The sequence below is a fragment of the Hymenobacter glacieicola genome (genome assembly GCF_014640315.1).
Taxonomy (GTDB): Bacteria; Bacteroidota; Bacteroidia; order Cytophagales; family Hymenobacteraceae; genus Hymenobacter; species Hymenobacter glacieicola.
In genome coordinates this window covers 208,439-230,218 of the sequence record NZ_BMGS01000009.1, presented here as the reverse complement: position 1 = coordinate 230,218, position 21,780 = coordinate 208,439, and the positions used below count along the sequence as shown (strand labels likewise).

The following is a 21,780-nucleotide window of genomic DNA, read 5'->3' as shown; positions in this document are numbered from 1 at the left end:
CGTTAGGAGGTGTCCAGCAAGAGAGAGGATGGATGGCGGCGTCAAGCCTCTTCGCCAGGACAACTCGCTTCTTCACTCCATCACCAACTCACTTTCTACTCCTGGTAGCGGTTTGGGAGGCCGGGGGCGGCGTTGCCCTGGACGCCCTGGCTGCTGGGAACTCCCATTTTCTCCTCGCGCTTGCGCTGGTACTTGTCGAACTGCTGGGGGGAGAGTGTCTCCTTGAGCATGGCCAGCCGGGATTGGCCGATGTCGTCGACTACCCCGGCCATTTTGCGCACGTCGCGGCCGTATTTTTGGCGGGCGGTTTCCACGCCGCGCACGCTGATGAGGTTGATCTGGCGCACTTTCTCCACCTGCTGCGGAGTCAGGGCCAGGGCCTTTTGCATGTTGTCGGTGAGGGCGTTGGCGCGGGCCTCTATCTGGGCTGGGTTAGGTGCCGAGGGCTGGGCAGCGGCCGGCGCAGCAGGTTTGGGTTTGGGCTTAACGGCGGTTTGGGCCAGCAGGGTAGCGGGGGCGCTAAGCAGCAAGAGCGTGGCGAGAAGGGTAGTTTTCATGCGAGGGAATAGCAAAAGTCGGGGCAGCCAAACAGAGGAGAGTTGCTACCGGCGCTTTTCAACTGTAAAGATGATGCCAGAAGTGCAATCTGCCAGCCACAACGCACAAACTAGCGGGAGTATTCCCCCGCAAGAACAAAATCTGGGCGGGGCGGCGCGTAACCTTTCCCCGGGGTTTCCATACACGGATTATGCTGCTGCTTGGCGGCACTACTTCGCCCGAACCTATGAAACCCGATACCCGAAATACCCTGCTGGCCGCTGCGGCCGGTGCCGTGGGCCTGCTGGCCGCTACTCTGTACTCTAACCGCCGCGGCAGCTACGAGCTAGCGGGGCAAGTCGTGCTCATTACCGGCGGCTCGCGCGGGCTGGGCCTGATTCTGGCCCGCCAAGCCGTAGCGGAGGGCGCCAAAGTAGCCATCTGCGCCCGCGACGCCGAGGAGCTGGAACGCGCCCGCCAGGAGCTAACCCAGGGCGGGGCCGAAGTGCTGGCCCTGGTCCGGGACCTAACCAATGCCGAGGAAGTTCAGACTTTGGTGGCCGAAGTGCAGCATCAGCTCGGCCCCATTGATGTGCTGGTCAACAATGCCGGCATCATCACGGCCGGTCCGCTTGACAACATCGAGCTGCGCGACTACCAGGATTCCATGGACACCCACTTCTGGGCTCCGCTCCACGCCATGCAGGCTGTGCTGCCCAGTATGCGCCGCCGCGGGGCGGGCCGCATCGTAAACATTGCCTCCGTAGGCGGCAAAGTGCCGGTGCCGCACCTGGCGCCCTATTGTGCCAGCAAGTTTGCGCTGGTGGGCCTCTCGGAAAGCTACCGCGCCGAGCTGCTGCAATATGGCATTCAGGTGACGACGGTGTGCCCCGGGCTGATGCGCACCGGCAGCGCCCGCCACGCCATTGTGAAGGGGCAGCATAAAAAGGAGTACGCCGCCTTTATCATTGCTGATTCGCTGCCCATGCTTTCTATGGATGCCGACGCGGCCGGGCGCCAAATCTGGAATGCCTGCCGCCGCGGCGACGCCGAGGTGATTCTGAGCGTGCCGGCCAAGGTGCTTTCTACCCTCCACGGCCTGTTCCCGGGTACTACCGCCGATGTGCTGAGCTGGGTAAACCGCAGCCTGCCCAAGTCCGGCGGCCCCCTCGGCGACGAGCGGCGCCGGGGTTACGAAAGCGAATCGGAGTTAAGTCGCTCCTGGCTTACTACTCTCACCCGCAAAGCCGAGAAGCAAAACAACGAGCGGTAAGGGTCTGCCGAAACCAGGAGGGTAGCCGTCGTACCCACTAAAAAACGGAAGCCCGCCGAAACAGTAAAGCGCCCGGTCATTATGGCCGGGCGCTTTACTGTTTCGGCGGGCTTGCAGTAAAGCGCCGCGCTTAGCGGGAGAATACGGAGGTGTAGGTGTTGGTTCCTTGCTCGCTGGTTTGGGTCAGCTTGATGCGCAGGGTGGTGCTGGTGAGTTCCTCCACGGCGAAGTGACGGGTCACGTCGGGCTGGGAGATGGTCAGCGAATCGCCAGCTAGCTTCCAGGTGCCGGTGCTTTGCTGCGGGGCTTCAGGGTAAGCTTTTACGGCCGCCTCATCCAGCGTATACGCGCCACTGGTTGCAAAGCTGTGCAGATTGTCGCGCTGGGCGGGCTTCATGCGGGGGAAAATGTCCACGGCAGGGGTAGCCGTAGCGCCGGGAGCGGCCGTAGCCAGCGTCAGGCTGGTCAGGTGCCAGGGGCCAGCGGCCAACAGTTCCGGTTTCGATTGGACAGTTGTAGCGGCGGCTGCCACTTCCTGGGCGGGGTCTTTAATCTGCTCAATCTCTTTCTCACAGGAGGCAAACACAAGGGTGCTAGCCAGCAGGCTCAGGAACACGGGCAGTTTCTTCATGAAAACGGGTTTTGGTGATTGTGCAACAACACGCTTCGAGGCGTAGTATATCTGCGGCATATGCCTCACTTTTTACGTCCAACTTCTCTACTACTTGGCTTCCTTGTGGTTACCGTTGATGCAAAGCTAAGTAATTATAATTAATGCTGGTTCAGGTGGTTAGCTATTTTGGCTGATTTGTACCAAGTTCTCCTTATATGGTACAATATATAGCGCATTTTATTAGCAGGTTCATATCATTATCCTTTAAAAATGAAAATAGCCAGCTAGTTAGTAGCTGGCTAATATATAGGTGCAATAGTATTTTATAGGTTACCTGTTGGCCTGCTGACACCGAGGGCATACGTAGGTGGTCCGTCCGCCAACATAAAATTTTTCTATTTTAGTATCAGGGTGGCGAGGGCAGAACAGATGGCTATCAGTACCTGGTGTCGCGGAATCGTCCCATTCCCGGGCATGGATAAGAAAACCAGCCGGAAAATCCCGGTAGGTAGCCTCATGCCCGATTGCCGTGTGCAATACCAACTGAATGGCTTGGTGCAGATCTTTAAATTCTGCATTCGACAGCGTATGAGCCGTGCGCTCAGGGTGAATCCGGGCCTGAAACAGCACTTCATCTACAATCCAATTGCCGAGACCCGCCGTGATGCTCTGGTCTAGCAGCAGTGGTTTTAGGATGGTTTTGCGGCGGTGTAGCTTATGCTCCAGCTCCTCGGCGGTAATGTCTAGGGCATCGGGGCCCAGCTTTTTGGCCTGCTGATAGTGGCCCACGCTTTCTGCCAGCCGGATGCGCCCAAACTTCCGCGGGTCGATAAAGGCCACCCGCAGGCCCGAAGCCAGATGGAATGCTACGCGGGTAAAGCGCGGCGCATCCTCTTCGTGGCGGTAGGCGCCTACGTCACCAGTCATGCCGAAGTGCAGCACCAGGGCCGGGCCACTGTCCAGCAGCAGAAAACAGTTTTTGCCGAGCCTGCTCGTGCCCGTTACGGTGCAGCCTACCAGCGCCTGGCGCAGGGTATCCTCGTCAACAGCCAGTACGTGCGGGTCTTTTACTTCCACAGCCACGATGGACTGCTGAAGCATCATCTCTTCCAGAAAACGGCGGTACGTTTCAACTTCTGGTAATTCAGGCATCTAGAGTCAGGGTAAGGGTCAGGAAAGAAAGGCAGCCCTAAAGCGGCGGCAACTAGTACCAACAAGCGCCACACTAGCCTCCGTTCCCAACCCAGCGGCTACGCTCCTAACGGGGCCCCTGCCGTTTCATTGTGCTCAGAGTTGCAACTGGCCTTCCAGCACCACCACGCCGGTACCACCAATTTGCACGGCGTCAATGGCTTCGCGGGGGCCTAGCACGCGTACTTCTACCGTGCCGGGCCGGCCCAGCCAATGCCCCTGCTCGGCCACAAAATTAGGGGTAGTCAGGTAGCCGTAGTGCCAGAGGTAGGCGGCCATGCCGCCGGTGGCGGAACCCGTCACGGGGTCTTCCAACACGTCGGGTGGGGTGCAGAGGTGGCGGGCGAAAGTAGCGCCAGCGGGCGTGGCGCCTTCCAGGCAGAACAGGTGGGAACTGAAGAAATCAGTGCGGCGGCGGTACGCTTCCAGGGCTGCGGGATTAGGTAAATAAGCCCGCCGCAGGGTAGCGGCATCGCGCAGGAACATCATCAGTTGAGGCGTGCCCGTACTTACCGTCTGAATAACTGAGCCCGGCACCAGGTCCGCAAGAGTAAGACCGAAAAGCGGCAGCACCTCGGCCGGATCATGCACCTGCCCGAAGATGGGCCGGCGCTGGGTCATGACGACCTGGGCCGGAGCGCCGGCGGCCTGGGGAGGCTGCACCGAAATAGCAATAGGGCCGTGCAGCAACTCCAACTCGAGTGCCAGCGGCACGGCAGTGGGCCGCGCCAGCCGGCCCGTGTGCAGCAGCGCCGTGATGGTAGCAATAGTCGGATGCCCGGCCAGGGGGATTTCCTCGCTGGGAGTAAAGTAGCGCACCCCGAAAGCCGCCACGTCCGACGTCCGCACAAAGGCGGTTTCAGACTGGTTGAACTCCTGGGCCAGGCGCTGCATCTGCTGCTCGCTCAGGTCATCGGCATCGAGCACGACGGCGCAGGGGTTACCGCCCAGGGCCGTCTGGGTGAAGGCATCTACCAGCAGAAAAGGATAGGAAGGCATTGCGAAATGAGTAGGTGTAGGGCCAAAGGTAGCCCCCACGCGCAAAGCGCTACCCCACGACTAGGGTAGGGCAGCCGGGCGCCGTCACAGCTTTTTCCGTCAGGTGGGCGCCCTGGCTATGGTTGGTCATTGCTCTGCCACGTTCTATAATAACGATACAAGCCAAGGCCAGCTTCCACGGAAGCTGGCCTTGGCTTGTACAAGTAGCGCGTTCAGGCGCTTTACGAAGGATCGGAGAGCATGGCTACCTGCCGCCCGGTGGTATCAAAAATACCGCCGCTGCGGCTGATGTAGAGGCGACGCTGCTGTCCATCAACTAGCACGTAGGGGTAATTGGTGCTTTCCGAGCGGGTCAGGCGGCCTACCACCTGCGCCGTGCGGTCGGCGGGGTCTACGCGCACCACGCTCAAGCGGTTGGTGAGGTAGAAAAACTCGTCGGGATTGTCGCGGAAGGTGATTTTGCCCAGCACGCTCACCGGGCTAGCCGAGGTGGCTACCGTGCGTACCGGCGCCGTAGCGCGGTCGGCCAGCACGGCAGGCGCAGCGGAAGGAGCAGCCACGCGGGTGCTGGCTACAATCTGCTGGTTGGCCCGCTGCCAGCCTTCCCCAATGGAGGTCAGGCGGGTGCGGCGGCCCGGGTGGGTAGGCGAGGCCTCGTCATCGGAAACCACGGCCATACCGGCCTGGGCCTGGGCCAGGCTGGCGCCCATCTTGCGCAGCACAAAACCCGAAAACTCGTCGGCTTCCAGCTCATCGGCGGGGTTGGAGCCGCCGGCGCGCAGGGTGTGGCCATTGAGGTGGTGGCCCATTTCGTGGGCCAGAATGCTGATGCCCGCCCAGTCGGTGCGGCCGGCGCGGTTCACGGCGGCCACAAACTGCGGGTTATAGAGCAGGTAACGTTTGCCCCCGTACACGACGGCAGCCGCGTTTTGTACTTCAGTCGTTGCCCGCAGCTCGAAGCGGGGCTTTAGGCCCACTACATCCGTGATTTCGCGCAGGACGTCGCGCTGGCCGGTAGTGGATTGCGCTTGCAGCGAGCCGGTAAGTAGGAGCCACCCGGCAAGCACCAAGCCTGCGAAGCGGCGGAAGAAGCAAGGGTGGTTCATGAAAAAATCCTGTTAAGTGTAATGGCTTAAGAACAAGAACCTTGCCGAAAACTATCGGCAAAGGGTAAGGAACTAAAAGGGGGCAAGGAAAAGTTTGTAGCGCATATTTCTGTACTTGTACCGCCAACAAAGACTGTCCGACAAGCGGACAGAAAGCGGGGTGAAAAACGCTGAATCTATACTGAGCTACATGAAAAAAACACAATTGAGGTGGAATAGGTTCCTCCGGACGGGCGCCGCTGTACTGGGGCTGCTAGCCGCCACCCCCGGTCTTGCTGTAGCCCAGGATGCCTGCTTGCTGGAGCCCATTCCCTTGCGCCAGCGCATTGCCGCCGCCACCGTAATTGTGGAAGCCCGCGTAGCCGCTACCCGCAGCCAGGACGAAGGGCCGCACATCATAACCCTTAACGAACTCGAAGTATATAAAGTATTCCGGGGCACGCTGCCCGCCGGAAATGTTACCCTGGTGACGGCCGGCGGCACGGTAGGGCTGCGGCGGGAAGAAGTGACTAACTCGCCCCAACTGGCCGTGGGCCAGCAGGCGGTATTTCTGCTGGAGCCCGACCCCCGCCAGCCCGGCCGCTACCGCCTCTATGCCGGGCCCCAGGGCCTGATCAGCTACGACCTGAACACGGCCACGGCCGCGGAGCCCTTTGCCCGCTACGCTTCCATTGAAAACGACCTGTACCCTGCCCTGGAAGCCCAAACTGGCCATACCTTCCGCCCCGTGCAACCCAACGCCTCGCTGCAGGCCCGCCTGAAACGGGCGGCCCGGCCCGGCGCCGCCCCGCTCATCAGCGGGCTGAGCCCCACCACCATTACGGCCGGTACTACCAGCGTGCTGACCATCAGCGGCTCGGGGTTTGGGGCTACCCAGGGAACGGGCACCGTGGGCTTCCGGAACTCCGATAATGGCGGGCAGTCGTTCGTGTCGCCGCTGGCCACCGACTACCTGAGCTGGTCCGATACGGAAATCAAGGTGCGGGTGCCTTCTTACACCATCGGCAATGCGGGGGCGGCTGGCTCCGGGGCCGTGCTGGTTACCAATGGCACCGCGGAAAGCGCCCTCAGCGCTGATAACGTAACGATTGACTACGCCCTGATTAATCTGAGCCATCAGACCAGCGCCACTACTCCCCTGAATTCGTACCGCGTGGCCCTGGTTGGCCGCGACGGGCAGGGCGGCTATACGCTGCAATACAACGAGCGTTTCGCGGCCAATACGGCCGCCAAGGAGTCCTTTGAGCGGGCCCTGCTGACCTGGCGCAACGGGGTAGGAGCCAACCGCCGCATGGCCGCTACTAACAACTCCATCAATGCCAATGCCCGCGACAATGTGAACATCGTCAGCTTTGATGATGCCGGGGAGCTAGCGGCCGGGGTGCTGGGCATCACTTACTCCTACTACGTGGGCTGCAGCACGAACGGGGGCGGTATCAACTGGGTGTTAGTCGAAACCGACTACCTCTATGACGAGGAGCGCAACTGGCAGTTTACGGCCGCCAATCCCGCGGGGGGCCAGTTCGATTTTGAAACGGTAGCGCTGCACGAGCAGGGCCACGGCATCCAGCTCGGGCACATCATCAAGCCGGGCGCTGTGATGCACTTTGCCATTGCGCCCAACACCAAGAACCGCGTGCTCAGCGTGGCCAGCGACGTGGCTGGCGGTAATGCCGAAACTGATTTTAGTCTTTCGGCAGTACGGTGTAACAACGCGGCCTACGCACGGCTGGCCCCGGTACCCCTGCCCGTAACCCTCGTAAGCTTTGGGGCCGAAGCGGGCCCGACGGGCGTGCAGCTGCGGTGGCGCACGTCGGTGGAGTTGAACAGCCGTTTCTTCGCCGTGGAAGCGGCTGACGACCCGGCCGCCACCACCTGGACCGAGCTTACCCAGGTGCCGGCCGCCGGCAACAGCACTACCGCTCACGACTACACTTACCTGGACGCCCGGCCCCTGGCAGGCCTGCGCTACTACCGCCTGCGCCAGCAGGACCTCGACGGCACGGAGCATTACTCGGCCGTGGTAACGGTGGCGCCCGGTGCCAGCGCCGCGCTGGTCGCCTACCCCAACCCCTTCACCGGCGAGTTGCAGGTGCAGCTGCCGGCCGCTGCAGCCGCCACCCTGCGCCTGCTCGACCTTACGGGCCGGAGCGTGTACTCCGCGGCCGTGCCAGCCGCCCAAACGTTCCGCACCCTTACCCCGACCGACCTGCGGCCCGGCGTGTACCTGCTGGAATGGCGTAGCGGAAACCTGGTGCAGCGCCTGCGGGTAGTGAAACAGTAAACTACTCCACGTCTGGCCGAAGCAAGAGCCGCCAGAACCGGTCATTCCGAGCAGGGCGAGAAATCTGGGTTAACCTTTTACGGTCTGACGCAGATTCTTCGCCTTGCTCGGAATGCCCGTTTTTTGGTGGTGCCTGAAAGACCCTTAGCCTAGCTATACGGCGGCGCGCTGGCGGCCGGGCTGGATGGCGGCCTGGGGCCGCTCCCCGATTTGCTGGCGCCACATGGCGTAGTAGAGGCCGCGCTGAGCCAGCAGCTCGTCGTGGCGGCCGGCTTCGGCTACGTGGCCGCGCTCCAGCACAAAGATGCGGTCGGCGTGCAGAATGGTGCTTAGGCGGTGGGCAATGAGGATGGTAATGTGCTGGCGCGAGCCCGAAAGCTCCCGCACCGTCTGGCTGATTTCTTCTTCGGTAAGTGAGTCCAGGGCGGACGTGGCTTCGTCGAAAACCAGTAGGGTAGGGTGGCGCAGCAGGGCCCGGGCGATGCTCAGGCGTTGCTTTTCGCCGCCCGAAACCTTCACGCCGCCCTCGCCAATTACCGTATCCAGGCCCAGGGGGGCGCGGGCCAGCAGGGAGTCGGCAGCGGCTTGGTGCAGGGCGCGCAGGCACTGCTCGTCGGTGGCTTGGGGCGCTACAAAGCGCAGGTTTTCGCGGATGGTGCCGGCAAACAGCTGGGCATCCTGGGTAACAAAGCCAATTTGCTCCCGCAAGGCGTCCAAGTCCAGCTCGGGGCCCGGAATGCCGTTGTAGAGAATTTGGCCCTCGGCTGGGGGGTAAAGGCCTACCAGCAGCTTAACCAGGGTCGTTTTGCCCGAGCCGGAAGGCCCCACGAAGGCAATGGTTTCGCCCAGCTTGGTTGCAAAGGAAATGCCCGACAGGGCCGCTGTGCTGGCCGTCAGGTGCTGGAAGTGTACGTCGTGGAAGGCCAGGGTTTCGATTTTCTCAATCACCTTGGGGTGGGCGGGCTTCACTTCCTTGGGCGTGTCCAGAATCTGCTGATAGTTGGCCAGGGAGGCCTCCGTTTCGCGGTACACGTTGATGATGGTCCCCATTTCCTGCAGGGGCCCGAAGATGGCGAAGGAATAGATAAAGAAGGAGAAGAACTCGCCCACCGAAATGACCTGCTGCACCACCAGAAACAGCAGCATCAGCAGAATCACGTTGCGCATCAGGTTTACGAAGGTGCCCTGCACAAAAGATAAGGAGCGCAGGTAGCGCACTTTTTTCAGCTCCAGCTTCAGGATTTTCTCGGTGGTAGCGTTCAGGCGCTGGGTTTCCTGCTGGGCCAGCCCCAGGCTTTTCACCAGCTCAATGTTGCGCAGACTTTCGGTGGTGGAGCCGGCCAGAGCCGTGGTTTCGGCCACAATGGTTTTCTGAATTACCTTGATGCGCTTGCTCAAAAATAAGCTCAGCGTGGCCAGTAGCGGAATGGTGAGGAAGTACACCACCGCAATGGGCCAGTACACGCTGATGGCGTACCAGGTCACGAACAGGATGGCCACCAGGGAAATAAAGAGCACGTTCACGAAGCTCTGAATCAGCTTCTCCACGTCGGTGCGCACCTTTTGGAGCTTGCCCAGGGTTTCGCCGGAGCGCTGGTCCTCGAACACCTGGTAGGGCAGCTCCAGGGAATGCCGCAGCCCGTCGGAGTAGAGCTGGGCCCCCAGGCGCTGGGTAATCACGTTGGTGTAGTAGTCCTGGAAGTTTTTGGCGATGCGCGACACCATGGCCACGCCCAGGGCCTTGAGAATCAGCAGGCCCGCGCCTCCCATCAGGAAAACCCAGAAGGTAGGCCGCTGGGAGCTTTCCAGGGAAGGCGTTACGTAGCGGTCAATGATTTGTCGCAGAATGTAGGGGTCGAGCAGGGAAAATACCTGGTTGATGGCCGCCAGCAACAACGCCAGTGCTAACAGGCCCCAGTAGTTGCGTAGGTAACTGTAAAGAAGTTTCATCGAGAAGAAAGAGGGGAGCTATAGTAAGCCGAACAGGCGCGGGAAAGTTTTCACGCCGTGAAACGGTGGCCGGGTGATTCGGTGAATTGACGATTGAGTGAAGCCCTGTTGTGGCGAGTAGAGCGCCGCCGTAATAGGACTTCACGAAGCACTACCCCAGGAAATGAGACAAGCCCGTACCTCCACCTCGGACGTAAGGGCTCGTCAATTTAGTAGGCTTTCAGGCAAAAGAGAGGACGGGTGGCCCCAGCTCCGCTTCGCTATGACACCTCTTCACTACCTCACCAAATCACCTTACGCCGTGGCCTCACCGGCGGTGCTGGCTACCAGGCGGGTACTGCCGGGCACCATCACGGGCGGCGTTGCGGTAGCGCGGTAGTGCTGGGCCAGCAGGTGGCTGACGGCGGGCGGCTCCGGGCCCTGGTGCAGAGCCAGAATCTGGTTTTTCAGCCCTGCCTCGTCGCGGCTTACGCCCCGGTCGTGCTGCTGGGCGTGCTCCTCCCACGATTCGGTCATGAAGTATTCCACCATGCGGGTTGGGTCGGCCATGTCAGCGTAAAGTCCCCAGCCAATGGCGCCCTCGCGCCGCCGAATGCGTGCTAGCTGCTCCATGAGGTAGGTAAAGGTCGGCCGGTCGGTGGGGGCTACCTGGTAGGTGGTGGTAATGATTACCGGTCCATCCTCAGGGTCGGGGGCCTCGGCGAGCACCGGCTCGGGCCGAGGACGGGCGGGCGTGTGGTCGAGGGCTTCGGGGGAGTTAGGCAGGGAAAAGCGCAGGGCCAGCAGGGTAGTCAGCCCCAGCCAGCTGGCGGCTCCGGTGAGGGCCAGGGGCAAACCTGCCCGCTCAGCCACCGTGCCCCATACCACGCTACCCAGGGCCATGCCGCCCTGAATAGTAAGCAGATACAAACTGATGGTGCGGGCCTGCACCCAGCGCGGCACCACCGTTTGCACGCCTACGCTAAACGAGTTCAGCACCAGCATCCAAGCCATGCCTACCAGTGTCAGGAGCCCGTAGAGCAGCCAATGGTTATTGGCGTAGCCCAGCCCCAGCAGACTTACGGCAAAAGCGGCGGTGGCCAGCGTCACGCGCCAGTCAATGCTCAGCCGCTGATTCAGGCGGGGTAGCAGAAAAGCCGCCAGCACCGCGCCCAGGCCCATGCAGGAAAGCAGCAGGGAATAGAACGAGGTCGGCTCGTGCAGGCGGCGGGCTACCACGGCGGGCATCAGGGCAAACAGGGCGCTGGCCCCGAAAGTAAAGCACACGCCCCGCAGCAGAATGTGCTGCACCGGCGGGGCAAACCGGGCGTAGCGGATGCCGCCCCGGATGGCCGCCACCACCCGCTCCGTAGCCAGGGTAGAGGTGGCCTGGGGCTCCCACTTCCAGCGGTACACCATGTAAATAGTAGCCAGAAATGACAGTCCATTCAGCAGAAACGCCGCGCCCGCCGAGAAATAGCCGATAACCAAACCACCCAGGGCAGGCCCAAAGGCGCGGGCTAGGTTAAAGCTCACGCTGTTCAGGGCAATGGCCTGGGGTAGCTCTTGGCGGGGCACCAGTTCCGGCGTCACGGTTTGCCACACGGGGTTGTTCAGGGCCCCGCCCAAGCCCAGCAGAAACGTGAGGGTAAGTAGCAGCCAGGGGGTAGTGAAGCCCAGCAGGGTTACGGTGGCCAGCAGCAGGGCCACCGTAGCCATCCAGGTTTGGGTGAGCAGCAGCATCTTGCGGCGGTCCACCAGGTCGGCGAGGGCGCCGGCGGGAAGGCTCAGCAGAAACACAGGTAGGGCCGAGGCGGTCTGGAGCAGGGCCACCAGCACCGGCGAGGTCGTCAGCTCCGTCATTAGCCCTACGGCCCCCACGTTCTGCATCCAAGTGCCAATGTTCGACACGAAGGAAGCAACCCACAGCATCCGGAAAAACGGAATCCGCAGGGGCGTGAACGGGGAAGTGGAAGGAGCAGGCGGGGTAGCGGAAGCAGTGACGGAAGCAGACATGCGAGGCAAAGCGGCGAAGACAAAAGCGGAACCGCCTGCTTGTACGCAGGAAAATGCGGGCTGGCCGCAGCCGATTCCTGGGTTACCCCTGCGCTACTGCCAGAAACCGGGCCACCGCCCTGGCACAAAAAAGCCCCGAAGTAGCGCTTCGGGGCTTTCCTGGCCAGGCGGGCCAAGTCTGTTGCCTGCCTGCCTGGGCCGAGGTACTTAGGCCGCAGCGTTGGAGCGGGTAGTGCGGCTGGCTTGGCCGCCTTTGCGGCCAGCTGCGCGGGCCTCTTCAGACGTGAAGCGGTGGCCCCGGCCACTTTCGTGCGAGGCTTTGCCGCCCTCACTGGCAATGCGGCGCTGGGTGGCGGGGTCCATGGCAGCAAAGCCGCGGGGACGCTTGGCCTTGTCGGAGTTTGGGGTAGGGCGAGACTGATTCTGGTCGTTTTTCATAGCGTAAGACAAAGGTTGGGAAAATGAAAAAATGAAAGAAAAGGTTACGGAACGTCTTTAGTACAGCGGAGACTGTTCGCCGGAAGCTGCGGCCCGTAGCTCAAACACTTGGTCGAGGCAGAGCAGGCGCAGGGCCCGCTCCAGCACCGGCCCCACGTTGTAGAGCAGAATGTAGGCACCAGCCTGGCGCGTGAGTAGCAGCTGGGAAGCCAGGTAGCTGACTCCCAGCGTGTGCAGGCACTTCAGGCGACGGCAGTCAATCAGCAGCCGCGGCTGAGCGCCGGGCACGGTGCGGACCAGCCGGCGGGCTAGGTCCACGGGGTCGGTTGTGTTCAGGTCGACGTTGTAGAAAATCGACGAGGAGTCAGGATTATCTGAAGCGCGCAACATAGCCAGGGACAACAATGGAAATGATTCCGAAAACGAAAGCAGCGGCTGACGGGCCGGTTAGAAGTGCCGCGCCACGGGGCGGGACGAAGCTATTTCCCGGCCGGGCCGGCGCTGAGCAGGCACCTGGGGCACGGGCCCAAACAGCCAAGTAGGGCTATTGGGTTGTAGGTGCAGCGCCGCGAACTGTCCGCGCAGGTACGAGCCGCCAAAATGCAGGCACAGATAGTGCAAGGGCTGGTGCCCGGCCGCAGAAACCACGGGTCGGCAACTTCCCGCATCCAGCTCGGTGGTAGGCAGGGCCAGGCCTGTAGGGGCCTCCGTAAGCAGCAGATGAGGTTGGGGGCCTACGCCTTGCAGGGCGGGATCGGGCACCAACAGCCAGTGCGCTACCAGTCCGTTTGAACTGAACAAGGCCAGGTGTTGCAACCCATCGGCCGCCAGAGACTGGCGGAGCATGAAGCGGTGGAAAGTGGTGCCTTGGGTAAGAAACATACCGTGGAAATCAGGGAACAAAAGAGCAGGCGCATGAGAAGCTCAGAAGGTCTGCGGCAGCTGTCCGAATAAGCGTGGTAGGGAGTTTCAAAGGTCGCGGACTAAAACCAGAAATAAGTCCAGATAAACTACCAATTATGCCAATCCGTATTTTTCACACATTCTGCTATCAGGACAGTAAAAACCCGTCCGTGCTTGGCACCGGCGCGGTAAGTCGCAACAAGCTGAGGTGTTACCACGCCGCTAGCCGCAGGCAGTTTCCTCCCCACCACTACAGCCCCGGTATCCTGCCGACATACGCCGCTTGCTGCTCTTACTTCCTGCCGTAGTAGGAAGGGACCGGCGCGCAGATTATCACCTGCACTGGTAGTTTCCCGCGGCGCCCCGGTATAATTCCGCCGAAAAGTGCGCGCCGGAAGCCGCCGTGGCATCTCCCGGCACGCAACAGGCCCGAAACTTCGGTTCCGGGCCTGTTGCGTGCAAGTAAGTAGGAGGGGGCGCTATCTGCCTGCCAGGGCCCCGGTGGGTTAGAGTCGGATTCCAATACCCGGTCCGAACAGGAAGAATAAGGAGCGTTTGTTCATCAGGTAGCCCCCACCCAGGTACAGCGGAAACGTTAGTTTGGCATCGGAACGGGTAGGGTAGACCGAACCCAGCACGACAATGCCCAAGTCTCGCTTGATGTCCGGGTCCTGGCTTAGGTTGAAGGCATTAAGAGCTACGAAACCGGCGCCGACTTTGTAAGGCCGTAGCTTGTTGATTTTAGTGGGGTGGTAAAAGCTGAGTTGAGCCAATGTGGCCAGTGAAATGCCCCCAAATGAGGTAAAACTCGACTCCCCCTTGTACTTAGTGAGCAGGCCGCCCGGGAAGCTGATATCAATATCGAATTTCACGCGCCGCTGCAGCACCAGCTCCAGCTTCTGGGAGAAGCCAGGCTCCTGGTACTGGCTTTGGGTGTGCCTGATGGTGACAATAATGGTGCTCCAGTCATCAAGGTCGTAGGTTTTGCGGTAGTTCAGTAAGCTGTTCAGGCTGATGTTGCCTACCTGGCACTGCTTGTCCTGGTAGAAAGAGGCGCGCACAGAATTACCATCGGGGCAGACTACTACGTTGTCAATGGTGCGCAGCTCAATCAGTTCGCCCTTGGCGTTCTGGGTTCGGATGTCAAAGGTCAGGTACTGCTTGCCGTAGAGCTGCTCCGAGTCGATGGCCCCGGCGTTGAAGCTAAACACCACGTCGCTGATGGTGCGGTTGTAGAGCACGGGCCCGTTGAGGCGGGTAAGGGGCCGCGGGGCTTCCCCGAAGGTAACCCCCACAAAGTCAAGGGGGTGGGGGCGCTGAAACTCGCGCACCGAGAGACCATACCCAGTGGGCTGGCCAGCGTTGAAAATAGTGATGCGCTTCTTGTCAATGGTAACGGGTACCTGCACGCGGTAGACCACGGCCGCATCGGAGCGGATGCTGGAGTCGGAGGGAATTACCTGCACATCCTCGAAGTGAAACCGGGCCCGGGTCAGCGACTCGCCCTCCAGGCGCACGTCTACCGTTTCGCCGGGGTTCACGTTGGTGTTGGTGGTCCAGTCGCCGCCGCGGTGGCGCACGCTCACGGCGCTAATGGCGGTTTTGGGCGAGATGTTGAAGTTGGTGACGTACTTGGCCTGGTCGTTTTCCTTGATGTAGAGGTAGCTTTCCGTCTGGCGGTGGGTGTTGTACACGCGCAGCCAGCACAGCACCCGGTCGTTGGTCAGGTACTGGCGCGTAAACAGCTCGGCAATCAGGGACCCGCCCGCTTCTTCCTGATCCTCAATGCGGTAGGTGCGCTTCAGGTCAAAGGTGCGGCCGTTGTCCAGAATCAATTCTACGCCCCGGCGGCGCGAGGCCTCATCCAGGGTAATTTCCTTTTTATCGACGCTCAGAAAGCGCAGGCGCGAAGCCTTCACGGTAAACTCCTGGCGCACGGGCGGCAGGCTGTACGTTACGCGGCGGTTATTATCGGTCAGGAAGGGCCGCTCGGTTTGGGGCCGCAGGGTAAGCTGGCGCGTGCCCAGGGCATTGGGCAGCACGTGCAGGCGGAGCACGCCCTTTTCCTGCTCTATCCGGTAGTCAATGTCCTGGCCGCGCGTCCATTCCGGGCTCACCCGTATGTTTTTGGCGTTGTTGCTAATCAGGTCGAACACCTTTTCCTCGCCCACAAACAGCTCCGTATCACCGGGCCGAAACTCCAGCGTCGTGCGGGTGGTAGGCAGCAGGTTAATGGTGTGGGTGCGCACCGGCCGGCCCACCGTATCGGCGCTTTGCTGAAAGGTTAGGCGCAGGTAGCGGGTGCCCGTCAGGTCGCGGAAGCGCAGCTTAGCCCGGTAGTATTGTCCGCCCTCGGCCGCCGTTAAGGAGTCGAGCAAAACAAAATCGGCGGAGCGCTGCAAGCGGAGCGGGGCACCCGGTCGGGGTGCGGCCTCGGGGTACACCAGCAGCTCGGCGGTTTCGTCGTCTTGGCGGTAAGTGAAATAGAGGTGGGGCTCGCCCTGCACCGTCACGGTGTTGCGGCTCAGGCTGTAGCGGGTAGTATCGGTACGCAAACTCAGCTCACGCACCAGAGGAAGTTGCTGGGCCTGAGCAGTCAGGCCATAAAGGAGCAGCAGCAGGGCCAGGCCCCAGGCACCCGGCAGCCTGCGGAACCCGGAGAAGTTCAACACGGCAATCAAAAGGAAAAGCAGCCCCCGACCCACCGGGCGCCCCACAAAGGTAGGACGTCGCGTAGGCCACTTGCACTCCTGCGGGCCTTTTTTTCAGCAGGCACACCGCACACTACCCCCGTCACCGAATACAGGAACGGCGGGCGGCTCCCGTAAAAGCGCAATATGGTGTCGTGGCCTCGCCACTTGAGTAAGCCGCAGTGCCTGATTTTGCCCCACCCGTAGCGCCCCTGGCCCAGTACTGCCTGGGCCAAGGGCAAAGGTTGGAAGCAGCGTAGGAGGGTAGGGACAGGTTACTGCCTATCGGCGTTCTTGGCCTGCCAGGCCTTGAACTCCTGGATTTCCTGCTGCTGGGCAGTAATCATTTGCTGGGCCATTTTCTTGAGCTGGGCGTCACGACCGTGGGCCAGCTGGGCCTGGGCCATGTCCACGGCGCTTTGGTGATGTACGGTCATGAGTTGGTTAAAGCTCAGGTCCGGGTCGGCGGCTGGTTGGGGCAGGTTCTGCATCATCCCAGCCATCGACGCCTTCATTTTACTAGTGAACGGGTCGGCCGGATTCTCGGGCTGGTAGTTGGCCGGGGCACTTTGCAGGCGGGCGGCCGCGGCAGTCAGCTCCCTGATTTCCTGTTGCTGATCGGCCTTGATTTTCTCCGCCATTCGGCGCATGGTAGCATCCTGGCCGTCGCGCAGCTCAATATCAGCCATTACCACGGCACCCTGGTGGTGCTCGAGCATGTGGCGGGCAAAGTCGTAGTCAGCGTTGCCGGTGAGCTTGGTGGCGTGCATCTGCTGCATCATCTTGTTCATGGCCGCCAGCTGGAGCGAAGCGGCGCTGGTACTGGCTGTTCCGTGTCCCATGGCCGCGTGGTCCATCGTTGTGTGGTCCATGCCGGCCATATCGTGGACAGAGGGGGCGGTAGCCCCCGGCTCGGTAGTGGTAGCGGCTGAATCAGTGGTGTTATCCTGGGTGCAGCTGCCTAGCAAGAAGGCAGTTGAAAAGCAAGTGACAAGGCAGATGGCTGGGATTTTCATAGGAAGGGGTAACGTGAGAAGAGAAATGAAAGGCTTTCCGCCTGCGGGGGTGGGGCAGCGCCCTACCGACTTACAGTGGGTTCAAGTCAACGACGGAATTTTGCGGATGAGTTGTTCGCTGGATTTTAACGAGACCCGCTCGGTGAGTGGAGAGGGTGCTCCTTTTACGCAAGCTGGCAACTCTGTATCTGCAAATGTCAGGCCTGCATCAAAGCACTATATCCTGACGTGGCGGTGACCAGCGAAACCTTTTTTCTGGCGGATTGTGCCGCCCTGTCTTGAAAAGAGTGTACGTTGCACATGCATTTCTCTCCCATGCTGGCTGAACTCCCACTAGCTAGCCTACCTGGCCATGTATCTTTTCCCACCTTTCTCCTTATGACGACACGTAGTTTACACAATCGTTTGTGCCAAGCTGTTCTGGCAGGGGCTTTGGTTTCTCCATTAACCGTAGGGGCCCAAGGCACCACCTCCGTAACGGTACAGCCCGGCGACCCGAAAGTGGTAATCAGCAAGCACATTTACGGGCACTTTGCCGAGCACCTGGGCCGCTGTATTTATGATGGGTTTTGGGTAGACGAAAAGCTGAACGTTCCCAAGCAAGGCCGCATCCGGATGGATATTGTGGAAGCCCTACGCAAAATCAAGGTGCCCAACCTGCGCTGGCCCGGCGGCTGCTTTGCCGATACCTACCACTGGCGCGACGGGGTAGGCCCCACGGCCCAGCGACCCAAGATGCTCAACATGTGGTGGGGCAACAACCTGGAAGACAACTCCTTCGGCACGCACGAGTTTCTGGAGTTGTGTAAGCTGCTGAATACGGAGCCCTACCTGGCGGCCAACGTGGGCAGCGGCACGGTGCAGGAAATGGCCGGCTGGATGGAGTACCTCAACTCCAACGACGACACCCCGCTGGTGCTGGAGCGCCGCAAGAACGGTCACTCCGCGCCGTACGGGGTTTCGTGGTGGGGCATCGGCAACGAAAGCTGGGGCTGCGGGGGCAACATGACGGCCGAGTACTACACCGACGTGTACAAGCGCTACGCCACCTTCGCCCATAACTACCCCGCCTCGCCGCCGCTGAAGAAAATCGTGAGCGGGGCCAACGGCGACGATGCCCACTGGACGGAAACGTGCATGAAGAACATTCCGCTCAATCAGATGTGGGGCCTGACTTTGCACCAGTACACGCTGCCCACGGGTAGCTGGACCGGCAGCAAGGGCAAGGCCACTGGCTTCACGGAGCAGGAGTATTTCAATACCATGCGCAACTGCCTGAAAATGGAGGCGGTAGTGACCAAGCACGCGGCCATCATGGACAAGTACGACAAAGACAAAAAGGTAGCCCTGCTGGTGGACGAGTGGGGCGTGTGGACCGACGTGGAGCCCGGCACCAACCCCGGTTTCCTCTACCAGCAAAACTCCCTGCGCGACGCCCTGGTAGCCGGCACCACGCTCAACATCTTTAATAACCATGCGGACCGGGTGCGCGGGGCCAACCTGGCCCAGGCCGTGAACGTGTTGCAGGCCCTGGTGCTCACCGACAAGGAAAAGATGCTGCTCACGCCCACCTACCACGTCTTCGACCTCTACCAGGTGCACCAGGATGCCCAGCTGCTGCCCCTGCAGTTCCAGAGCCCCGACTACGTGCTGGGCGGCGAGAAACTGCCGGCCCTGAACGCCTCGGCCTCGCGGGCCGCCAACGGCACGGTGCATATTTCTCTGGTCAACCTCGATACCAAAAAGGCCCAGAAGCTGGAAACTGCCCTGCCCGGTGTCAGCTGGAAAACCGTGTCGGGCCGCATCCTCACCTCGCGCAGCGTGAGCGACTACAACACCTTCGACAAACCCAACACCGTGCAGCTGGCCAGCTTCAGCGGGGCTCGTAAGCGCGGCGACAAGCTCAGCGTGGAAGTGCCGCCCCAGTCGGTGCTGGTGCTGGAGCTGAAGTAGAGCCGACCCAACCGCCTGCGCACCGTTTCGGCGGAGCTGTGGCGGTGGGCGGGTGGCTTTGGCCTCTGCGCGGCGAGTAAATCATACATGATTTCGGAAGAATTCCGTACGAACTCCGGCGGGGCCTGGCTGTTTCTTTGTAGCGGATTGTGAGGCTGCCGTCCTCCGCGTTGGCAGCCTCGCAATCCGCGCTTTGTTGTTTACTACTATGGAACCAGCTACCAAAACCGAAACCCTTGCTATTGAAGGCATGACGTGCGCCTCGTGCGCGTCCTTCGTAGAAAAGTCGCTTAGCCGCACGCCGGGCGTGCAGCGGGCCGTAGTCAACTTCGCCACCGAAAAAGCTACCATCGACTACGTGCCCACCCAGGCCACCCCGGCCAGCCTGAAACAGGCCGTGCTCCAAGCCGGCTACGGCGTGACGGAGCCGGCCCCCGACACCAGCGCCGCCGACCACCAGGCCGAAATCGACCAGCAGAAAGCCCTGGCCTACCAAAAGCTTAAGCGCCGCTTTGCAGTAGCCGCCGGGCTGGCCCTGCTCATCATGCCCCTGAGCATGCTCATGCTGTGGCCTGCCCTGATGCAGCACGTCAACATGCAGTGGCTAAACTACGGCTTGCTGCTGCTCACGCTGCCCGTGCTGCTCTACAGCGGGCGTGAGTTCTACACCTCGGCCTGGAGCAGCTTTCGGCGCCGGACCGCCACCATGGGTACCCTCATTGCGGTAGGTACGGGCGCCGCCTTTCTTTACAGTGTAGCCGCTACCGTGGCCCCGGGCTTCTTTACCCGCCGCGGCCTGCTGCCGGAAGTATATTACGACACGACGGCCACCATCATTGCCCTGATTCTGCTGGGCAAAGTGCTGGAACTGCGCGCCAAAACCCAAACTTCCGCCGCCATCAAAGCCCTGATGGGCCTGCAGGCCAAAACGGCCCGGGTAGTGCGCGCCGACGGGCAGGAAGTGGACGTGCCCATTGCGCACGTGCAGCTTGGCGACCTGGTAGTGGTGCGCCCCGGCGAGAAAGTTGCCACCGACGGCATGCTGGAGGAGGGCCACTCGGCCGTGGATGAGGCCATGCTCACGGGCGAAAGCCTGCCGGTAGAGAAAAAGGTGGGTGATGTGGTTTTCGGGGCTACCCTGAACAAAACCGGCTCCTTCCGCTTCCGGGTAACCAAAGTAGGGGCCGACACCATGCTGGCCCAAATTGTAAGGCTGGTGGAAGAGGCTCAGGGTAGCCGCGCGCCCATTCAGCGGCTGGCCGACCAAGTCAGCGCGGTTTTCGTGCCGGCAGTCATCGGTATTGCCATCCTGACGTTCGTGGCCTGGTTTGTCCTGGGCCCGGCGGAAAGCCGCCTGCCGTTGGCCCTGGTCAACTTTGTGGCCGTGCTCATTATTGCCTGCCCCTGCGCCCTGGGGCTGGCTACTCCTACGGCCATCATGGTAGGCACGGGCAAAGGGGCGGAGCACGGCGTGTTGATCCGCAACGCCGAGGCGCTGGAAAAAGCCTACCAAGTCAACACCGTACTGCTGGACAAAACCGGCACCATCACCCGCGGGCAGCCCACCGTCACCGACTTCGTGCCGGCCGCCGGGCAGCCAGCCGCCTCGTTGCTGGCGGCGGTAGCGGCCGTGGAGCGCCAGTCGGAGCACCCGCTGGCCGAGGCGGTAGTGCGCTACGCAGCCGCCCAGCAGGCAACCGTGCTGTCGGCTACTGATTTTCGGGCGGTAGAGGGTAGGGGAGCCACGGCTACGGTCGAGGGCCAGGCCGTACTCATTGGCAATTTGCCGCTGCTGGAGGCTGCCGGTATTAGCCTACCGCCCGCCCTGATTGAGCAGGCCGAGGCCCTGCTCAATCAGGCCAAAACAGTGCTTTACGTAGCCGTGGCTGGCCAGGCAGCCGGCCTCATCGGGGTGGCGGATACCGTGCGCGACACGTCGGTTGCGGCCATCAAACAGCTGCAAGCCTTGGGCCTGGAAGTGGTGATGATGACCGGCGACAACCCCCAAACGGCCGCGCAAGTAGCCGGGCAGGTTGGTATCAAGCGGTACTTTGCCGAGGTGCTACCCCAGGACAAGGCGGCCAAGGTGCGGGAACTCCAGCAGGAAGGGCGCACGGTGGCCATGGTCGGCGACGGCATCAACGACGCGCCGGCCCTGGCCCAGGCCGACATTGGCCTGGCCATGGGCGGGGGCACGGACGTGGCCATGGAAGCGGCCGGCATTACGCTCATGCGCTCCGACTTGCGGGGAGTGGTAACCGCCATTGAACTGTCGCGCCAGACTATCCGCACCATCAGGCAAAACCTGTTTTTCGCCTTTATCTACAATACGCTGGGTATTCCAGTGGCGGCGGGGCTGCTGTACCCGGTACTGGGTGTGCTGCTTTCCCCCATGCTGGCCGCCGCCGCCATGGCCCTAAGCTCCGTATCCGTGCTGACGAATTCCCTCCGCCTCCGCCGGTTCAGCGTGAAGAACCTAGAGTAACGAAAAAAGATGATTGTGCTAGCGCGGGCGGACCGTAACCCATCCGGCTGTCATGCCGAGCAAAGCATTTCGCTTGGATGGCGTTGCCATGTCGTTGCAAAAGTAACGGTCATGCTGGGGGCACAGTCGAACGTCTCTGCCGCTTCGCTGCAAGCTTCCTTGATTAGCCTCAGTAGAGATGCTTCGACTACGCCTCCGGCTTCGCTCAGCATGACAATGCCTCTTGCATGTCAGCACGTGAGACGCTTTGCCTCCGGCTATGCATGACGTTCTTTTGAGTTGAAGGCTTTTGTGCTCTACTCGGCCTAGCCCGGGTTCGAAAATCGGCTCGTGCTTTTCTTCCTTAC

General features: G+C 61.3%; 16 protein-coding genes. 4 read left to right on the top strand and 12 right to left on the bottom strand.

Going from position 1 to position 21,780, the window contains the following annotated elements; genetic code table 11:
- Nucleotides 1–95: 95 nt before the first annotated feature.
- Nucleotides 96–557 (bottom strand): hypothetical protein, encoded by a 462-nt coding sequence (locus IEW18_RS17110; protein ID WP_188559089.1) that lies wholly within the window; start codon nt 555–557, stop codon nt 96–98.
- 227 nt (nt 558–784) lie between these two features.
- On the opposite strand from IEW18_RS17110, the gene IEW18_RS17105 reads away from it, so the two are divergent.
- Nucleotides 785–1,810 carry an SDR family NAD(P)-dependent oxidoreductase gene (locus tag IEW18_RS17105; RefSeq protein ID WP_188559088.1) on the top strand — a complete coding sequence of 342 codons (1,026 nt, stop codon included), beginning with the start codon at nt 785–787 and terminating at the stop codon, nt 1,808–1,810.
- Between the two features lie 130 nt (nt 1,811–1,940).
- Here IEW18_RS17105 and IEW18_RS17100 read toward each other — a convergent pair whose 3' ends face one another.
- From IEW18_RS17100 to IEW18_RS17085, 4 genes are all read right to left on the bottom strand, one after another.
- A complete protein-coding gene (locus IEW18_RS17100; protein WP_188559087.1) occupies nt 1,941–2,441 on the bottom strand; it encodes a DUF5004 domain-containing protein in 501 nt (166 codons plus the stop codon).
- Nucleotides 2,442–2,753: 312 nt separating this feature from the next.
- The gene (gene mutM, locus IEW18_RS17095; RefSeq protein WP_188559086.1) at nt 2,754–3,575 is read right to left on the bottom strand and encodes a DNA-formamidopyrimidine glycosylase; all 822 of its coding nucleotides are present in this window, start codon (nt 3,573–3,575) and stop codon (nt 2,754–2,756) included.
- A 135-nt stretch (nt 3,576–3,710) separates the two neighbouring features.
- Entirely contained in the window at nt 3,711–4,613 is a 903-nt protein-coding gene (locus tag IEW18_RS17090; RefSeq protein ID WP_188559085.1) for a PhzF family phenazine biosynthesis protein, read from the bottom strand.
- 221 nt (nt 4,614–4,834) lie between these two features.
- Nucleotides 4,835–5,719, bottom strand: coding sequence for a M48 family metalloprotease (locus IEW18_RS17085; protein WP_188559084.1), 885 nt, complete (start codon nt 5,717–5,719; stop codon nt 4,835–4,837).
- A 190-nt stretch (nt 5,720–5,909) separates the two neighbouring features.
- Here IEW18_RS17085 and IEW18_RS17080 point away from each other — a divergent pair, with 190 nt between their 5' ends.
- Nucleotides 5,910–8,003 (top strand): T9SS type A sorting domain-containing protein, encoded by a 2,094-nt coding sequence (locus IEW18_RS17080; RefSeq protein WP_188559083.1) that lies wholly within the window; start codon nt 5,910–5,912, stop codon nt 8,001–8,003.
- A gap of 153 nt (nt 8,004–8,156) precedes the next feature.
- Here the strand turns inward: IEW18_RS17080 and IEW18_RS17075 are convergent, their stop codons facing one another.
- The 7 genes from IEW18_RS17075 to IEW18_RS17045 form a co-directional block, all read right to left on the bottom strand.
- The gene (locus IEW18_RS17075) at nt 8,157–9,953 is read right to left on the bottom strand and encodes an ABC transporter ATP-binding protein (RefSeq protein ID WP_188559082.1); all 1,797 of its coding nucleotides are present in this window, start codon (nt 9,951–9,953) and stop codon (nt 8,157–8,159) included.
- Nucleotides 9,954–10,247: 294 nt separating this feature from the next.
- Nucleotides 10,248–11,948: an MFS transporter gene (locus IEW18_RS17070; RefSeq protein WP_188559081.1), complete on the bottom strand. Its 1,701-nt coding sequence runs from the start codon at nt 11,946–11,948 to the stop codon at nt 10,248–10,250.
- 207 nt (nt 11,949–12,155) lie between these two features.
- Nucleotides 12,156–12,386 (bottom strand): KGG domain-containing protein, encoded by a 231-nt coding sequence (locus IEW18_RS17065; protein WP_188559080.1) that lies wholly within the window; start codon nt 12,384–12,386, stop codon nt 12,156–12,158.
- Nucleotides 12,387–12,443: 57 nt separating this feature from the next.
- On the bottom strand, nt 12,444–12,776 hold the full coding sequence (locus tag IEW18_RS17060; protein WP_188559079.1) for an STAS domain-containing protein: 333 nt from the start codon (nt 12,774–12,776) through the stop codon (nt 12,444–12,446).
- Between the two features lie 57 nt (nt 12,777–12,833).
- Nucleotides 12,834–13,268: a hypothetical protein gene (locus IEW18_RS17055; protein ID WP_188559078.1), complete on the bottom strand. Its 435-nt coding sequence runs from the start codon at nt 13,266–13,268 to the stop codon at nt 12,834–12,836.
- A gap of 527 nt (nt 13,269–13,795) precedes the next feature.
- Nucleotides 13,796–15,961 carry a hypothetical protein gene (locus IEW18_RS17050; RefSeq protein WP_188559077.1) on the bottom strand — a complete coding sequence of 722 codons (2,166 nt, stop codon included), beginning with the start codon at nt 15,959–15,961 and terminating at the stop codon, nt 13,796–13,798.
- A gap of 293 nt (nt 15,962–16,254) precedes the next feature.
- Nucleotides 16,255–16,995: a DUF305 domain-containing protein gene (locus IEW18_RS17045; RefSeq protein WP_188559076.1), complete on the bottom strand. Its 741-nt coding sequence runs from the start codon at nt 16,993–16,995 to the stop codon at nt 16,255–16,257.
- A 432-nt stretch (nt 16,996–17,427) separates the two neighbouring features.
- On the opposite strand from IEW18_RS17045, the gene IEW18_RS17040 reads away from it, so the two are divergent.
- Together IEW18_RS17040 and IEW18_RS17035 are read left to right on the top strand one after the other, a co-directional pair.
- Nucleotides 17,428–18,948 (top strand): alpha-N-arabinofuranosidase, encoded by a 1,521-nt coding sequence (locus IEW18_RS17040; RefSeq protein ID WP_229728806.1) that lies wholly within the window; start codon nt 17,428–17,430, stop codon nt 18,946–18,948.
- 208 nt (nt 18,949–19,156) lie between these two features.
- Nucleotides 19,157–21,433, top strand: coding sequence for a heavy metal translocating P-type ATPase (locus IEW18_RS17035; RefSeq protein WP_188559074.1), 2,277 nt, complete (start codon nt 19,157–19,159; stop codon nt 21,431–21,433).
- Nucleotides 21,434–21,780: the final 347 nt, after the last annotated feature.

What these genes read in the sequence shown, in the direction of transcription:
- IEW18_RS17110 (WP_188559089.1), bottom strand. Translation starts at nt 557, where the DNA reads ATGAAAACTACCCTTCTCGCCACGCTCTTGCTGCTTAGCGCCCCCGCT.
- IEW18_RS17105 (WP_188559088.1), top strand. Translation starts at nt 785, where the DNA reads ATGAAACCCGATACCCGAAATACCCTGCTGGCCGCTGCGGCCGGTGCC.
- IEW18_RS17100 (WP_188559087.1), bottom strand. Translation starts at nt 2,441, where the DNA reads ATGAAGAAACTGCCCGTGTTCCTGAGCCTGCTGGCTAGCACCCTTGTG.
- mutM (WP_188559086.1), bottom strand. Translation starts at nt 3,575, where the DNA reads ATGCCTGAATTACCAGAAGTTGAAACGTACCGCCGTTTTCTGGAAGAG.
- IEW18_RS17090 (WP_188559085.1), bottom strand. Translation starts at nt 4,613, where the DNA reads ATGCCTTCCTATCCTTTTCTGCTGGTAGATGCCTTCACCCAGACGGCC.
- IEW18_RS17085 (WP_188559084.1), bottom strand. Translation starts at nt 5,719, where the DNA reads ATGAACCACCCTTGCTTCTTCCGCCGCTTCGCAGGCTTGGTGCTTGCC.
- IEW18_RS17080 (WP_188559083.1), top strand. Translation starts at nt 5,910, where the DNA reads ATGAAAAAAACACAATTGAGGTGGAATAGGTTCCTCCGGACGGGCGCC.
- IEW18_RS17075 (WP_188559082.1), bottom strand. Translation starts at nt 9,953, where the DNA reads ATGAAACTTCTTTACAGTTACCTACGCAACTACTGGGGCCTGTTAGCA.
- IEW18_RS17070 (WP_188559081.1), bottom strand. Translation starts at nt 11,948, where the DNA reads ATGTCTGCTTCCGTCACTGCTTCCGCTACCCCGCCTGCTCCTTCCACT.
- IEW18_RS17065 (WP_188559080.1), bottom strand. Translation starts at nt 12,386, where the DNA reads ATGAAAAACGACCAGAATCAGTCTCGCCCTACCCCAAACTCCGACAAG.
- IEW18_RS17060 (WP_188559079.1), bottom strand. Translation starts at nt 12,776, where the DNA reads ATGTTGCGCGCTTCAGATAATCCTGACTCCTCGTCGATTTTCTACAAC.
- IEW18_RS17055 (WP_188559078.1), bottom strand. Translation starts at nt 13,268, where the DNA reads ATGTTTCTTACCCAAGGCACCACTTTCCACCGCTTCATGCTCCGCCAG.
- IEW18_RS17045 (WP_188559076.1), bottom strand. Translation starts at nt 16,995, where the DNA reads ATGAAAATCCCAGCCATCTGCCTTGTCACTTGCTTTTCAACTGCCTTC.
- IEW18_RS17035 (WP_188559074.1), top strand. Translation starts at nt 19,157, where the DNA reads ATGGAACCAGCTACCAAAACCGAAACCCTTGCTATTGAAGGCATGACG.